General features: G+C 68.8%; 11 protein-coding genes. 4 read left to right on the forward strand and 7 right to left on the reverse strand.

Annotated features, from left to right (window positions below):
• Positions 1-21: 21 nt before the first annotated feature.
• The 7 genes from A2U95_RS23050 to A2U95_RS23080 form a co-directional block, all read right to left on the reverse strand.
• Positions 22-1,584 (reverse strand): alpha-1,2-mannosidase, encoded by a 1,563-nt coding sequence (locus A2U95_RS23050; RefSeq protein ID WP_166026321.1) that lies wholly within the window; start codon positions 1,582-1,584, stop codon positions 22-24.
• Between the two features lie 123 nt (positions 1,585-1,707).
• Positions 1,708-2,256 carry a DUF488 domain-containing protein gene (locus tag A2U95_RS23055; protein WP_166026323.1) on the reverse strand — a complete coding sequence of 183 codons (549 nt, stop codon included), beginning with the start codon at positions 2,254-2,256 and terminating at the stop codon, positions 1,708-1,710.
• A gap of 228 nt (positions 2,257-2,484) precedes the next feature.
• Positions 2,485-4,431 (reverse strand): GmrSD restriction endonuclease domain-containing protein, encoded by a 1,947-nt coding sequence (locus A2U95_RS23060; protein ID WP_166026326.1) that lies wholly within the window; start codon positions 4,429-4,431, stop codon positions 2,485-2,487.
• Between the two features lie 130 nt (positions 4,432-4,561).
• Positions 4,562-4,771: a hypothetical protein gene (locus tag A2U95_RS23065; RefSeq protein WP_166026319.1), complete on the reverse strand. Its 210-nt coding sequence runs from the start codon at positions 4,769-4,771 to the stop codon at positions 4,562-4,564.
• A gap of 208 nt (positions 4,772-4,979) precedes the next feature.
• Positions 4,980-5,186 (reverse strand): hypothetical protein, encoded by a 207-nt coding sequence (locus A2U95_RS23070; protein WP_166026328.1) that lies wholly within the window; start codon positions 5,184-5,186, stop codon positions 4,980-4,982.
• 104 nt (positions 5,187-5,290) lie between these two features.
• Entirely contained in the window at positions 5,291-5,776 is a 486-nt protein-coding gene (locus tag A2U95_RS23075; protein ID WP_166026330.1) for a hypothetical protein, read from the reverse strand.
• 302 nt (positions 5,777-6,078) lie between these two features.
• Positions 6,079-6,630: a hypothetical protein gene (locus tag A2U95_RS23080; RefSeq protein ID WP_240957761.1), complete on the reverse strand. Its 552-nt coding sequence runs from the start codon at positions 6,628-6,630 to the stop codon at positions 6,079-6,081.
• A gap of 303 nt (positions 6,631-6,933) precedes the next feature.
• Between A2U95_RS23080 and A2U95_RS23085 the strand changes: the two genes are divergently transcribed.
• Genes A2U95_RS23085 through A2U95_RS23100 form a run of 4 tightly spaced genes read left to right on the forward strand, consistent with a single transcriptional unit; the run spans position 6,934 to position 15,167 of the window.
• Positions 6,934-9,075 carry a hypothetical protein gene (locus A2U95_RS23085; RefSeq protein ID WP_240957764.1) on the forward strand — a complete coding sequence of 714 codons (2,142 nt, stop codon included), beginning with the start codon at positions 6,934-6,936 and terminating at the stop codon, positions 9,073-9,075.
• Positions 9,076-9,116: 41 nt separating this feature from the next.
• A complete protein-coding gene (locus A2U95_RS23090) occupies positions 9,117-10,748 on the forward strand; it encodes a class I SAM-dependent DNA methyltransferase (RefSeq protein ID WP_166026335.1) in 1,632 nt (543 codons plus the stop codon).
• The gene (locus A2U95_RS23095; RefSeq protein ID WP_166026337.1) at positions 10,735-11,910 is read left to right on the forward strand and encodes a restriction endonuclease subunit S; all 1,176 of its coding nucleotides are present in this window, start codon (positions 10,735-10,737) and stop codon (positions 11,908-11,910) included. Before A2U95_RS23090 ends, A2U95_RS23095 begins: the two co-directional genes overlap by 14 nt.
• Complete coding sequence (locus tag A2U95_RS23100) at positions 11,907-15,167, forward strand: type I restriction endonuclease subunit R (RefSeq protein WP_166026339.1); 3,261 nt, start codon at positions 11,907-11,909, stop codon at positions 15,165-15,167. Before A2U95_RS23095 ends, A2U95_RS23100 begins: the two co-directional genes overlap by 4 nt.
• Positions 15,168-15,256 lie beyond the last annotated feature (89 nt).

Consider the following 15,256-nt stretch of genomic DNA (forward strand, 5'->3'; position numbering starts at 1 on the left):
CCGCGCGCCGGCCGGCCCGGTTCAGCGGAGGCGCAGTCGTGAGGCGAGGGCGGTCAGGGACCGGGCGGTCTCGGCCAGCCCCTGGGCGGCCGCCTCCAGGTCCACGGCGAGGCGGCGCGCCGCGGTGGTGGGGGACGCCGGGACCGGCGTGCCGCGGTAGCCGATGGGGCCCTCGTTCCAGCGCTGGTAGTAGCCGGTGAACGCCTGCCCGCCGGCCGACTCCGCGAAGCGGACCCGGGCGAGCTGGATCTCCCCCGCGCCGTGGTTGCGGGTGATGTCGAGCCGGTAGTGCCGGTGACCACCGGCCCCCGCGTCGTCCCTGAGGCCGGCGTCCGTGCCGGTCCCGGCACCGGCGCGGACGGCGAACTCCCGCGTCTGGAACCGCGCCTCGAACACCTCGCCGGTCCGCGTGTCCAGCGGCGTCCAGGTCCGGCCGTCGTGGGAGCCGTAGAGGGTCCAGTCACGGGGGTCGCGGTCGGGGTAGTCGTTCGCCGTCGTCAGGGAGTACGAGGCGACGGCGGCGGGACGGACGAGGGTGAAGTCGAGGCGCGCGACGTCGTCCCGCGCCAGCCACTTGGCGCGGGAGTCCTCGAGGAGGTTGCCGGCCACCTCGTGCGCCTCACGGAACTCGTCGCTCGCCTCCACCCCGGCCACCTCGGCCTCGGCGGAGGCGTCGTGCAGCACGGCCACCCCGGAGTTCCCCCGCTGATCGCGCCAGGTCACCCGCTCGACGGGCACTGCGCCGTCCTCGACCAGCAGCCGCAGCTCCTGGGAGGCGTGCCAGCTCCCGCCCCACCCCTCCTCCGTGCGGAAACGGTGCAGGGGGGCCGTGGTGAGGTTCTCGGTCTCCGCCGTAAACGGCCACCGGCCGGTGAGCCGGCCCCGGTACTCGTACGCCGTGCCGTCCGCCGCGCGGTGACAGCCGTGGAAGTCCGACATGCCGGACTGGAAGCTGACGGCGGCCTCGGCGCCGTCCGCGCCGCGCCAGCCGAGCTGCGCGGGCAGCGACCGCTCGCCCCGGTCGACGTGGAACAGCAGCCGCGGGGCCGGCTGCCAGGGGGCGGACGCGGCGGCATGGGCCGGACGGCGCTCCGTGCGGTAGGCGAAGACGGAGTCCCGGGCGGCCTCCGCCGTCCGCGCGCGCTCCGAACGGCCCCGCTCGAAGACGGGGTCCAGGGTGATGCGGTACAGCCGGAGCGCGGTGCGCGCCTCGGCGGACGACCGTATCTCCAGCGTGTTGGTCCCCTGCTTCAACAGGCGTCCGGGCACCGCGAGGACGTTGTCCTGCGGAAGGTCTCCCCCGCCCGGCACGATGAGGTTCTCGGCCAGCGCCTCGCCCTGGAACAGCACGTCGACGGGCGCGTGCCCGAGGGAGGGACCGGCCTTGGAGACGAGGGCCGTGACGGTGAGCGTCGCCTGGGGGACGTCTTGGGGGTCCTCCACCTCGAAGTCCAGCGTGACGGTCCCGCCCGCGTCCACCACCAGGTGGGACCCGGCGGGCCGGGCCCGGTGGAGCGTGACGTCGGCGTTGGACAGCCGCGCCGGATCGGCGGAGAAGTCCGCGTAGGTGGCCTCGAAGCTCATGGTCTGTCCCACTCCCGGTCGACGACGGCAGCCGCCCGTCATGGCCGCGGCTGCGATGTGACCGGAAACCTAGTGCGCCGGACCGACAGTCCCGGCCCCGCGGGTCCGTGACCTCACGCCGCGTCACTCCCCGGACGCCGCCGCGGTGTCGTCGTAGACGAGCAGGCCGTCGTCGCGCAGCCGCACTCCCGCCGTCGGCGGGTGCGGCACCAGCCGCCCGTCGTGCATCAGGTGGTGCACGGGGACGTGGCGGCTCACCACCGCGTAGTCGGCGATCAGCCGACGGTGGCAGCGCCACCACACCGCCTCGCTGCACATCACCGTGGTCCTGGCCCGGGACGCCTGCTCGAGCAGGGTGGCCATGGCGGCGACGAAGTCGGGGGTCCGCGTGTGCGCGGCGTAGCCCCGGAAGGACGCGTTGCGCCAGACCACGTCGGGGGAGTCGGGCGTCGGCTTGCGGAAACCGCCGAGGGCGGCCTCCCAGCGGTAGGCGATGCCGTCGTCCGGCAGCCACCGGGCGAGCCGGTCACGGGCGAGGTGGGGACTGCGGCGGCTGCCCGGCGCGGTGCGCACGTCGACCACGGCGGTGACGTGCGCGTCGTGGAGCAGGCGGAGCACCTCCTCCTGCCCGGCGGTGCCGTGCCCGAGGGTGAGCAGACCTGTCGTGTCCATGTGCTCCCACCACCGTGTGCCGCCCGTTCGTCCTGTCATGGGTACCCCAGCGCGCGCCCGCCGTGCGGGCGGCCGGCAGAGGGCCGGGGGACGCCGAGGGCCCTCCCGCCGGGGCGACAAAGTTGCCGCGGAGGCAGGGACGACGCCGGGCCGCTGGAGTTTCTCCTGCTGCGGGCCGACCGGTTTTCCGGCCGGCCCGCAGTCGTCAACCGCTTCCGCCGACGAACGTCAGGCGGCCTGGCCCGTGTGCAGATTGCCGATGAAACGACGCAGGGCTTCGACGCTGTGGAAGACCCGGTAGTCGTTCGCCTCGAGCGCTGCCTGCTCCGCGGGCGCCGTCTCGGGGACGAGCACGACGGGGTCGCCGACCTCCGCCTGGAGGCCCTGCGGCCAGAAGGCGACGGCCACGAGAATCGGGCTGCCGGTCACGGGGTCGGTCACCTCGCTGTCCAGCTCGGGTGCGGCGAACCCCCGGTCCTCCAGGTCCACCAGCAAGGCCGTGAGCCCGGGCATGTCCTCGTCGTCCGCCGACACCTCCGAGACCGGTGCAGCCGACTTGAGGACCGTGGCGGCGGGAAGAGCCAGACCGACCGGGGAGGGGCCCTCAAGCAGCTTGGTGAGGAAGCTGTTCGCCGCTTCGGCGAGAAGCTCGCGGCGTGCGGCCAGGAACGAACGGTAGGCGTCGAGCCGCCACAGGTCGGGATCCGTGGGGATCCACTGGGATTCGAGAGCTCCCGGCACACGCTGGGCGATCTCCGGCAGGTAATCCTCCGGTCGCTTGGCGCTGATCTGCAGGTTGGTGTCCTGGGTGAGGAAGCAGAAGTTGGCGACTGCGTTGACCTCGGCCCTGCTGTAACCGTGCTTGTACAGCAGGGCCTTGGGGAAGATGTGGTGCACCTGGAGCGAGCTCAGTTTGCCGAGCATGCCGTCCTTTAGCGGGACACCACTGGCCAGGTCCTGAGCGCCATGGACACGGGACAACATGTAGAGCAGCGGGTAGAAGCGGGACCCCATGCTGGAACTCTGGAAGTCGTCGGGCCGCACTTCGAGGCGGCCACCCCGGCTCTGTCGCAAGGTGTCGATGAGGCGGTCGACTCCGCCGGCGTCGACCGCCTCGAGGTCCTGGTTCAGAGCGGTCTCCGTGGCACCCGTGTGGCGGCCCCACAGGAAGCTGTGCACGAACCAGTAGAAGAGCCGATCGCGGGTCATCGCGTCCGGGAACTTGCCGGAGTGGTGGTGCAGTAGTCGGCTCATGACGGGGAAGGCGGCCCGGCCGTTGAGCACGCGACCGTGGTCGAGCCCCAGGCGGCCGCCGAGGGCGTTGAGCAGATAGCTGGTCGATTCGATGGTCTGCCGCAGACCGGTCTGGAAGTCCGCCACCTCGACATCGGCGAGCTTGGAGAACTGCGCCTCCCCGGTCAGCACCGCGTTGACGTTGCGTAGCAGCCAGTCGAGCTTGAAGCTGAAACCGGCGTCCGACCAGCTCCGCAAGGCTTCGTTCATGGTCGGCCGTGCGTCCGGCCACGACGCGCAAATGGCTGCGAGAGCCAGGTCACCCTTGGACAGCTTGGTTCCGCCGGAGTTCACCCGGTTGAAGATCTCCACGACGACATCGATGGTCTTGTCCTCACCGGTGACCTCGTCGATGTGAATGCTGCGGTCCTTGATCTGCGTGATCCGGTTCAACCGCTCGATGTAGACGGTCACCAGGGATGCGTCACTGGCCGTCAGCGCGGTGACGGCCGGCAGATGCGAGCCCAGCCCGCCCTGGAAGAGCGCGGTGACATCGACCCAGAGCGGGTTGTCCTTCATCTTGGCCGGGGCGTAGAACTCGAATGCCTCCGTCTCCAAATTGAAGTGCAGCCCTGTCAAGGCCGACGGGTTGCCTTCGAAGAAGCGCGGTGCGCGGCCCCGGGTGACGCCGTACAGGGTGGTCACGCGTTGCTGGCCGTCAAGCAGAAGTTGTACGGTGCCGTCCTTCTCCGGGCTGCCGCCACGTGTACTCGCGCTCTCCGCCTTGGTGCTCCACGTGAGGAACCCGCCGATGGGGTAACCGCGGTAGAGCGACTGGAAGAAGCCGCGAACCTGGTCACGTGTCCAGACGTAGCCGCGCTGGAACTCAGGGAGGGCGATGTCCCCGGAGTCGATCTTGTACAGGATCTGCGAAATCTGCATGCCATGCCTCTTCGTGAGCCCGCCACGGATCCGCGCCGGGAGGTTGTCGCTGGAGCAACGGTGCCGACACGCAGGGAGGTTACGCCGTTCTACGGCTCTGCCTCCGGCGTAACGGCGGAAAGCGGTCCCCTCACCCGCCCAGCGCCACCGTGGCCGCCCGGCCGCCCCATCCACCTCCGGGCGTGCGCCACAGGACGTGTACGGAGAAGGCGTCGTGGACGGCCTTGGCGGACCAGTCCTCGGCGGCCGCGATTTCGAGCGACCGGAGGAGGCCGGCCGGCGGCACGGGGGACGGAGCGGGGACGGGTGCGGGTGCGGGAGCGGTCCGGGTGGTGAACACGGGCGCGGTTCCTTCTACTCGGGCCGCGGAGCGAGTCCGGTCAGGAGCCTGCCGCCCGGCGTCGGCCAGGCGGGCGCGGAGCGCTTCGCGCGCCGTGGGCAGCGCCTCGGCCCAACCGGACCGCACGAGCCGGATGCGGAGACCGTCGCCCCTGGTGCTCGTACGCGTGGGGCTGCCCATGTGTGCTGCTGTTCCTCTCTCTGCGGCCTCACGACCGGGTGGTCTTGTCGTCGAGGGCCGTGGGCGTCTCGTCGTCCGCTTTCTCGGGGCGCTCGAATTGAAGGCTGACGTGCGAAAAGCGCAGCCGGTTCTCCTTCATGGAGACGGTCATTCGGGCGAGGAAGCCCTGTCGCGCGATGGTGAGGCACTCACCGTCGAAGACGATCCGGCCGCCGAGGCCGCGCAGTTCCAGCATGGTGTTCTCCGGGAATGTCGAGTCGGTCGGGTTGAGGGCAATCGGTCAGGCGCCGCAGCCTGGCCTGGGGACTGGTCCGCGCGTCAGGCGTGCGGCGTCGGTCTTCAGTCGCCGAGGCTGAAGGCGAGGCTGCCGGCGCGGAGGTCTTCCTCGGTCTGAGTGAGGCCTCCACGGTGGGACACCTCGACGGTGTAGAACTTCGAGCCGGGCGTGATGTCGTCGACCGTGAAGGGGAACTCGCAGCCCGCATCGGTCTTCTCGCCGAGGCTGAGAAGCCCCATCGCGACGAGGGTGCCGTCCGCGTCCGTGACGGTGACCTGCGTGCCGAAATCGATGTCGGAGTAGCCGCCCGTTCCTGAGCAGATCTCTCCGGCGTCCAGGCCCGCGCCGGCGTCCTGGAGGGTGAGCGTCCCGTCTGTGCTGAACGGCGTCGCTGTCTCCTCTGGCTGATCGGCGGCCGTCGCCTCTGCGGAACGGGTTTGCGCCTCCTCGGCGGCAGCCGCCTCCTTTGCCGTACCTGCACCCGTCAGGGATACGCCCGCCCAGCACAGCCCCACGGTGACAGCGCCCGTCACGACGCCGAGGGTCATGGCGGCGCCGCGCGAAAGGCGTGCCCAGCGGGTGACAGGGGTCGGAGGCTGATCCGGCATGGCTGGTAACGGCTGCGGTTCCGGCTGCTCGGGAGCGGACGGGGGTGGCTCCGGGTGGGACATCTCGAGGGCTTCCTCTCGGTTCGAGGGCGGGAAGGGATGAGGGGAAGGAACGCGGAGCGGAGGACAGAGTGCGCGGAGCACACGGCCGCGGGGGCGGCCTGGCGAAGATCCGGGCCGCCCCCGGCCTTCCGCCGCGTCCCCCCACGAGCGCGGCGGAGTCTGTGGGGCTGCGGGACCGGTCAGCCGACCCTGGTCCACTTCTGGCAGCCGTTGGTCTCGAAGTACTCGCCCTTGTTGAGCGTCACCCGGCCCTGGCCCTGCAGGTTCTGGTTGGCGATGATCGAGCCGAACTCGCCGGAGGCGTCCTTGTGCCGGGCCCAGTAGCAGTTGTCGACGAAGCCGCTCCTGTCCGGGCCGGCCGTCTTGTAGGTGCCGGCCTTCATGTCCTCGCCCACGAGGTACTGACCGTCACCCTCGACGGTGGTGGGCGGCCCCGGCTTCTTGCTCGGCTTCGGAGGCTTCGGCTTCACCGTCGCCGTCTCGGTGACGGTGACGGCGGGCTCCGGCTCGGGATCGGCGGTCACGGTGACCCGGGGAGCGGGCTTGGCCGAGCCGGCGTTGGCCTTGGAGCTGCTCTCGCCGTCACTGCCGCCCATGCCCACACCGATCAGGAAGGCGAGGAACGCCGTCGCGCCATGGGTGAGCCACTTCTTCCCGCGCGAGGGCTTGCCCCCCGGAAGCGGCGGCTGCCCCGGCCCGGTCGGCGGAAGGTACGGAGCCGTGGGCGGCACCGGGGGAACGGCACCCGCCTGCGTCAAGGCGTGGGCGCCAGGGAACTGGGATCCGCCGGGCGGTGTCGGGAACGTCTGGCTCATCGAAGAGGCCCTCCGGGGCGTCGTGGCACTTGGTCCCCACAAGGTGCCTGCGTTTTCCGGTAACGACTTCACCAGGCCGTGATAACCCCTATTATCAGAACCTCTTCAGGCAGATGAAGATCATCGCGGTAAGGTGCTCACACCGCTCGTCTGGAGGGAGGGCGGCCCGGCACCGAGATCTCGATGCCGGCGACGGGAACACGAAGGGGGAGCGGTCCGGTGACAGTTCAGACGGCAATCTCGCCCATCCTGCCCGAACCGTCGGCCTGGCGGATCACCTACGCCGAAATCGCCGCCCTCGCGCAGGTCAAGCGGCCCGTGCCGACGACCTGGGCACGCCGTCACGCGGACTTCCCCCCGCCCGTCGCCCACGAGGACGGACGTCCCCTCTTCGACGCCCGGGCCGTCGTCGACTGGCTGGCCGCCACCGGCCGCGGCAACACCGACTCCGGCCGTCTGCGCGCCGAGCTCGCTCTGCACACCCTCGCCGCCTGGCGCACCCCGGCCCTGCCCGGGTCCGCGCTGATCGGCGCACTCACCTCCCTGGTCTGCCTGCACCAGCAGCTCGACGCCCCCGTCGCCGACGGCCGTCCCTGGCAGAGCCTCCTCGAGCGGGCCACCGAGCTCGACGCCGAGGACCAGTACCTCCTCGCCGAACTGCGCGCCGTCCCCGACCCGGACCACACCGGTCCCGCTCTCGCCGAACTCGCCGACGAACTCGTCGACGCGGCGTACAACCCCGCCGAGGCGTTCGACTGGATCCTCCAGTCCTGCCACCGCCTCGGCGCCCGCGACCTGGCCGCCGACGAACCCGCACCCGCCGTGGCACGGGCCCTCGCCGCGCTCTCCGGCATCGGCACCCTCGACGAGGAATCGACGGTCGCCGTCCCACACGCCCGCGCCGGCGACCTCCTCGCCGCCCTCCACGACCACGCCGCCGAGGACTCCGGCCACGTCTACCTGGCCGCCGATCCCGACCTCGCCCGCGTCCGCCTCCTGCGGCGGCGGATGCTCGTGCGCGGACTGTACGAGTTCCATCTCGACATCGCGCAGGGCAAGGACATCGACGCCGACGAGTGGGGCTACCCGGACCTCCTCCTCTGCGCCCTTCCTTACGAGGCAGCCGAGAGCCGCGACCCCAAGGCCGTTCTGGAGCAGGTCGCCGACCTCACCGACTACCTCGCCACCGGCTCCACCGCCGTCGTCCTCGGCCCCGCCGACGTCCTCACAGGTCCCCTCGAACGGCACGGCGACGCCGACCGCCTGCGCCGCTCCTTCCTGGAGCCCGGCCTGCTCAAGGCCGCCATCAGCCTGCCCGACGGTGCCTTCCCCTCCCGCCCCGGCTACCGCACCGCCGTCTGGATCCTCACCCGTGTGCCCCAGGACCAGCGGACCGGCCGTATCCTCCTCGCCGACTACTCCGCCCAGCCGCTCACCGAACCGGTGCTGGACGCCCTCGCCGAGGACATCGCCATCTGGCGTGACTCGGGCTGGCGCGGTGACCGCCGCCACGCTCTCCGGAACGCCGCGATCGTCCCGGCCATGGACCTCGACGAGCGACCTGGCTCGGCCTTCCTCCCGCACCAGCGCTCGGCGGAGGCCCGGTACACGCGCACGGTCACCGAGCGGCCTGCACGCATCAGCGACCTTGAGCAGCGCCTGGCCGACCTTCACCGGCGCTCCCACAGCGTCGCCGCCGATCTCCGCGCCGCGGTCCGCCTCCAGGCGGTCCTGCGTCCCGAGGACCAGTCGGTTCGCCGTACGACCGTGCGCCGCCTGGTGGAGCAGCGCCGTCTGCGGCGGCGGCCCGGTCACCGGATAGCTCCCGAGCACATGCGGGCTGCCGGTCACCATCCCGTGCTCGGCCCGGACGAGATTCTCGGCGCCGTCCGGCTCGGCAGCCGCCGGATCGACCGCGGTTTACTCCTCACCGCGTACGACCACGCCGAATTCACCGAGCCCGGTGACATCGTCGTGACGTCCAGCCCTCGCTTCGGCGTTCACGTCGACACCGAAGGCCTGTCGGTCGTCACCGCCCCGGCACGGATTCTCCGTGTCTTGCCTGACGCCGACCCGCCGCTGCGGCCGCGGGTGCTGGCAGCCCTGCTGCAGGCGGCGGCCGCCGAGCACGCCCGCACCCGTGGTGCGGTGCGGGCCTCGCGGGCCCTCGAGGAGCTGAGCATCCCCGACCTCGGCCGGGCCGAGACCGAGCGGTACGACGCCGTGCTGGCCGAGATCGAGAACCGGGCGGCACTGCTCCGGGAGCAGACCGACGCCCTTGAGGACCTCACCCGCACCATGGCCGCCGGCATGGCCGACGGCACCCTGACCATCCAGCACCTTTCCGACCCGGACGCCTGACCGCGACCGCGTCCATCCGAACGAAGGAGAGAGCCGACCCCATGCCTCCCGGCAAGAAGAAGGCCACCGAGCAGGCGGAACTGTTCACCGCCTCCAGCCCGAAAGAGATCCAGGACATCCTCTGGAAGGCGGCCGACAAGCTGCGCGGCTCCATCGACGCCGCCCAGTACAAGGAGTTCGTCCTCGGCCTGATCTTCCTCAAGTACGTCTCCGACGCCTTCGAGGAGCGCCGCGCTCAGCTCGCCAAGGAGCTCGCGGAGGACGGCATCGACGAGGAGCGCCTGGACGACTTCCTCGAGGACCGCGACGAGTACACCGGCGCCCACGTCTTCTGGGTACCCGAGACCGCCCGCTGGTCCTGGATCGCCACCCACGCCAAGTCCCAGGGTGTCGGGAAGCTCCTCGACGACGCGATGGACGCGGTGATGCGCGAGAACGCCTCGCTGACCGGTGTCCTCCCCAAGATCTTCAACCGGGACAACGTCGACCAGAAGCGCCTCAGCGAGTTGGTCGACCTCATCAGCGACGCCCGCTTCGGCGGCCGCGAGGACAAGCCGGCGCAGGACGTGCTCGGTGAGGTCTACGAGTATTTCCTCGGCAACTTCGCCCGCGCCGAGGGCAAGCGGGGCGGCGAGTTCTACACGCCGCGCTCCGTCGTCCAGCTCATCGTCGAGATCCTGGAGCCGTACTCCGGCCGCGTGTACGACCCGGCATGCGGCTCGGGTGGCATGTTCGTCCAGGCGGCCAAATTCATCGAGGCCCACCGCGGCCGCGGCCACAAGGCCGACATCGCCGTCTACGGCCAGGAGCTCAACGAGCGCACCTGGCGCCTGGCGAAGATGAACCTCGCCATCCACGGCATCGACGGCAACCTCGCCCCCCGCTGGGGCGACACCTTCGCCGAGGACAAGCACCCCGACCTCAAGGCCGACTTCGTCATGGCCAACCCGCCCTTTAACATCAAGGACTGGGCGCGGGACGAGAGCGACCCCAGGTGGAAGTTCGGCGTTCCGCCGAAGAACAACGCCAACTACGCCTGGCTCCAGCACATGATCTCCAAGCTGGGTGAGAAGGGCACCGCTGGCATCGTCCTCGCCAACGGCTCCATGAGCTCCCAGTCCAGCGGTGAGGGCGAAATCCGCAAGGCGCTCATCGAGGCGGACCTCGTGGCCTGCATGGTGGCGCTGCCTCCGCAGCTGTTCCGCACGACTCAGATCGCTGCCTGCCTGTGGTTCCTGGCCAAGGACAAGTCTCCACAGGGTGCACGCCGATTGGACGACCGACGCGGCGAGATTCTCTTCATCGACGCCCGTGAGATGGGCGAGATGGCCGATCGCACGGAGCGAATTCTCACAGCGCACGACCTGACCAAGATTGCAGGTACCTACCATGCGTGGCGCGGCACAGCATCGGCTCGTGAAGAGGGTCTGACTTACAAGGATGTTCCTGGCTTTTGCTACTCGGCAGACCTCGGAAAGGTGCGTGACCACGGTTATGCGCTGACGCCGGGGTGGTACGTCGGTGCTATTGAGGCGGACGAGGAAGACGCGACAGCGGCCGCAGACAGGATCACAGTGCTCACCGAAGAGCTTTTCCGGCTCTTTGAAGAGTCCAGTCGTCAGCAGGACGCAGTTGCGAAGCTACTTGGAGGTGTCAAGAATGAGAACTCGTGACATTCCTTTTTCGGAACTTTTGACTGCCGTAGTCGATAATCGCGGGCGAACTTGCCCGACCGTCGATGCCGGAATCAAGCTTATTGCAACCAACTGCATCAGCAACGACGCGCTGTATCCGCGTTACGAAAAGCTTCGTTACGTTTCCCGGCAGACGTACGACAGCTGGTTTCGAGGGCACCCTCAGCCAGGCGATCTAATCTTTGTTTGCAAGGGTTCTCCTGGTCGAGTGGCAATAGTCCCCGACCCTGTCGATTTCTGTATTGCTCAAGACATGGTCGCGGTTCGAGCGGATTCTTCCAAAGTTCATCCGCTTTACCTATTTGCAGCCCTAAGGTCTCCGGAGGTACAGAATAGAATCCGAAACCTGCACGTCGGCACCATGATCCCTCATTTCAAGAAGGGTGATTTTGGCAAGCTTCAAATCCCGGTTCCGGATCCCGAAAGGCAAGCGGAGATCGGTAATTTCTACTACGCGCTATCCCGTAAGATTGCCACTAATGAGCGCATTGTTCTCACGGCCGACGAGTTGGCTGGCAAGATTTTTCGAAGGGCAGCCTCGACTGCTCCGGATCGTTTCACTGAACAAGCCTTGTCGGATACTGCAGACTTTATTAATGGTCGCGCATTTACTAAGGGCGCTACGGGTAGCGGCCGCATGGTGATCCGGATCGCGGAAATCAACAGCGGGCCTGGAAATTCGACCGTATACAGCGACGTTGAGGTGCCAGAAAAGCATTTGGCGCGACCGGGTGACGTGCTCTTCTCTTGGTCTGGATCACTCACCGTTGCCCGCTGGTTCAGGCCTGAATCAATCATCAATCAGCACATCTTCAAGTGTGTGCCGAAAAATGATTATCCGAGCTGGCTCGTCAGGCAGCTTGTCGCCAGCAAAATTGTTCATTTCCGCGCCGTTGCTGCGGGCAAAGCGACTACTATGGGGCATATTCAGCGCAAGCACTTGGATGAACCTGTCTGCGTTCCCAAAGCTGAAGAGTTGGCGACTCTGAACAGTCAGATTGCTCCCCTATGGGACAGGGCTCTGCTGGCAGAGCGGGAGTCTTTGCTTCTCGCCGATCTCCGCGACACTCTCCTCGCTCAGCTCATGGCTGGCCGGCTCCGTGTGAAGGACGCCGAGAAGATTGTCGAGGACAGAACATGACGCACTTCGAGGACGACAACGACCACCACCGCCCCTACGAGTCCGACTGGGAACTCCTTGCCCTGGACGAACTCGCCGAGCTGGCCTGGCTGGCCGCGCCCGGCAACGAGTTCGTCCCCGGCTCCGGCCACCGCCGCTCCTGGGACGACCTGATCCTCTACCCCGACCTCACCGAGGCGATCGAGCGGCTGAACCCTGACCTCCCCCCGGAGGCCATCCGCGAGGCCGTCGCGATCGCCGCGACCCCGGGCTCGCAGGACGCCTACCACGAGAACCGCACTGCCCACGGCTACCTCACCACCGGCATCCGCGCCGTCACCTACACCGACGCGTTCGGTGCCGAGCACACTCCGACTATTCGGCTGCTCGACACCAGCGACCCCGAGGCGAACACCTTCCGCGCCCTCAACCAGGTCATCGTCATCGACGGTGAGAAGAACCGCCGCTTTGACATCGTCCTGTACGTGAACGGCCTCCCCCTCGCTGTCCTGGAGCTGAAGCGCGCCGGCGACGAGGACGCCACCCTCCAGACGGCGCACTCCCAGGTAACCCGGTACGCCGAGGAATTCCCGACCGCGTTCCGCCACAACGCGCTTGTTCTGCTCTCCGACGGCGTCACCGCGAAGTACGGGACGCCCTTCACCCCGTACGAGCACTTCGCCCCGTGGAACACCGACGAGTTCGGGGCCCGCGTCGACACCCTGACCGCCGATGGCATGGCGGAGTCCGGACAGAACCTGGCCCTGCACGGCCTGTTCACGCAGCCGCGCTTCCTCGCCATCCTCCAGGGGTTCATCAACTTCGTCCCGTCGAAGCGGATGAAGCGCATCGCCAAGCCGCACCAATATCACGCGGTGACCCGCGCGGCGGAGGCCGTCCGCACTGCCGCGGCCACCGACGGCAAGGCCGGCGTCGTCTGGCACACCCAGGGTTCCGGCAAGTCGGAGGAGATGGTCCTCACCACCACCATGGTGATAAAGGACCCGGCCCTGCTGAACCCCACCGTCGTGGTCGTCACCGACCGCACCGACCTCGACGACCAGCTTTACTCCACTTTCCTCGAGAGTGAGATCCTCCCCGAGACCCCCCAGCAGGTCCTCACCCGAGCCGAACTCCGCGAGGAGCTTGCCGCCAAGCGCACCGGCGGCATCCTCTTCACCACCTTGCAAAAGTTCGGACGGACAAGGGAGGAGAAGGAGTCCGGCGCCGACCACCCCCTCCTCTCCGACCGCCGCAACATCGTGGTCGTCGTCGACGAGGCCCACCGCAGCCACTACGACTCCCTCGACGGCTACGCCCGCCACCTCCGGGACGCCCTCCCGCATGCCACGCTCCTCGCGTTCACCGGCACCCCGATCTCCGAGGCCGACCGCAATACCCGCGACGTTTTCGGTGACTACATCGACGTCTACGACCTCAAGCGCGCAGCCGACGACGGCGCGACCGTCAAGGTCTTCCATGAGAGCCGCGTCATCCAGCTCGTCCTGGACGAGGATGTCGACCCCACGAAGATCGACGAAGAGGCCGACCGCATCACCGACGGCCTCGACGACACCGAGCGCCGCCGCGTCGAGCAGGCCGTCGCCACCATGAACGCCATGTACGGCGCCCCGGCCCGCATACGCGACCTCGTCGCCGACTTGGTGGAGCACTGGGAAGGGCGGCGCGAGCGGATGAAGGCGTTCGTGGGCGTCTCGGAGAAGGGCGGCGCCGCCGGCAAGGCGATGATCGTGTGCGCCACCCGCGAGATCTGCGTCCGCGTCTACGACGCCCTGCGCGAGCTGCGCCCCGAGTGGCACAGCAACGAGGTCGACAAGGGCGCCATGAAGATCGTCTTCTCCTCGGACTCCCGCAAGGACCCCGACCACCTCCGCGCCCACGCCCTGCGGGACAGCCAGCGCAAGACGGTCATCAACCGGGCCAAGGACCCCGACGACGAGCTCGAGCTGCTCATCGTCAACAACATGCTGCTGACCGGCTTCGACGCCCCGCCGATCCACACCATGTACCTGGACCGGCCCCTCAAGGGCGCCAACCTGATGCAGGCCTTGGCCCGCGTCAATCGCCGCTTCCGCGCCAAGCAGGACGGCCTCCTCGTCGGTTACGCCCCGCTCACCGAGAATCTCCAGCGGGCCATCGCCGAGTACACCGAGGCCGACCAGCAGGACCGCACTCTCGGCCAGGACCTCGACCGCGCCCTGGACGAGCTGCGCAACGAGTACGACATCCTTACCGACATCCTGCGGGGCTTTGACTGGCGGACCCGTCTCGCCATGCCCACCAAGACGGCGTTCATCGACGCCGCCATACGCGCCGCCAACTACCTGCGCGACCCGCGCACGCCTGGGAACGACCCGGAGAAGCTCCACGATCCCCGGCAGACTCTCGGCCGACGGTTCCGTGACCACGCCCACCGCTTGGAGCGCTTCTTCGCCCTCTCCGCCACCGCGCAGAACATCGCCGAGCGCTTCCCTGACCACCGGACGTGGAAGCGGGACATTCAGTTCTTCGTCGAGGTTCGCGCCTACATGGCCAAGTACGACGCCATGGACCGCGAGGCCCGCGGCCTCCCGGTCGCGCGTGACGTCGAGTTGTACCTGTCCCAGCTGACATCCTCGGTCGTCGAGACCAGCGGCGTGACCGACCTCTTCGCGGAGGCCGGCCTGGAGACCGCCGACCTCACGCACCTGAACGACGCGCTGGTCGCCCAGCTCCAGCAGAGCGAGACCCCGCACCTGGCAGCCGAGGCCCTGCGGCGCCTCATCGAGCGGAAGATGCGCGAGGTCACCCGGCACAACGTCGTCCGCCGCACCACCTTCTCCGAGCGGCTGCAGGACCTGATGGTCCGCTACATGCGCCAGCAGCTCACCAGCGCCGAGCTCATCGCCAAGCTGGTCGAGATGGCGAAGGAAGTCGTCGACGACGCCCGCCGCGGGGAGAAGTTCGACCCGCCGCTGGACTGGCGCGAGCTCGCCTTCTACGACGCGGTCGCCGACCACGGCACGGCTCGCTCCATGATGGGCGACGAGGTTCTGGCTGGCATCGCCCGCGAGCTCGTCGCCGAGGTCCGCGGCAAGCTGAAGCCGGACTGGATCGCCCGCGAGGCCGTCCGCGCCCGCCTCCGCAGCGCCATCAAGCGTCTCCTGGCCCGCCGTAACTACCCGCCGGACCAGGCGCCCGAGGCCATCAACCTGGTCCTCAAGCAGATGGAGCACTTCGCCAACGAGTGGTCCACCAAGGGCGATCTTCCCGACTGACCTTCGTCATCCGCCGTGGTTGGCGGAGGCGTTCGCCAACCACGGCCTCCAGTCGATTGATGCCCCAAGGCACCTGCCTTTGCTCCCGC

Origin of the sequence: Streptomyces chilikensis, from assembly GCF_001642695.1 — a bacterium.
GTDB classification, from domain to species: Bacteria; Actinomycetota; Actinomycetes; order Streptomycetales; family Streptomycetaceae; genus Streptomyces; species Streptomyces chilikensis.

Coding starts and splice junctions, on each gene's coding strand:
- A2U95_RS23060 (WP_166026326.1), bottom strand. CDS start 4,431: ATGCAGATTTCGCAGATCCTGTACAAGATCGACTCCGGGGACATCGCC.
- A2U95_RS23070 (WP_166026328.1), bottom strand. CDS start 5,186: ATGCTGGAACTGCGCGGCCTCGGCGGCCGGATCGTCTTCGACGGTGAG.
- A2U95_RS23090 (WP_166026335.1), top strand. CDS start 9,117: ATGCCTCCCGGCAAGAAGAAGGCCACCGAGCAGGCGGAACTGTTCACC.
- A2U95_RS23055 (WP_166026323.1), bottom strand. CDS start 2,256: ATGGACACGACAGGTCTGCTCACCCTCGGGCACGGCACCGCCGGGCAG.
- A2U95_RS23050 (WP_166026321.1), bottom strand. CDS start 1,584: ATGAGCTTCGAGGCCACCTACGCGGACTTCTCCGCCGATCCGGCGCGG.
- A2U95_RS23095 (WP_166026337.1), top strand. CDS start 10,735: ATGAGAACTCGTGACATTCCTTTTTCGGAACTTTTGACTGCCGTAGTC.
- A2U95_RS23100 (WP_166026339.1), top strand. CDS start 11,907: ATGACGCACTTCGAGGACGACAACGACCACCACCGCCCCTACGAGTCC.
- A2U95_RS23075 (WP_166026330.1), bottom strand. CDS start 5,776: ATGACCCTCGGCGTCGTGACGGGCGCTGTCACCGTGGGGCTGTGCTGG.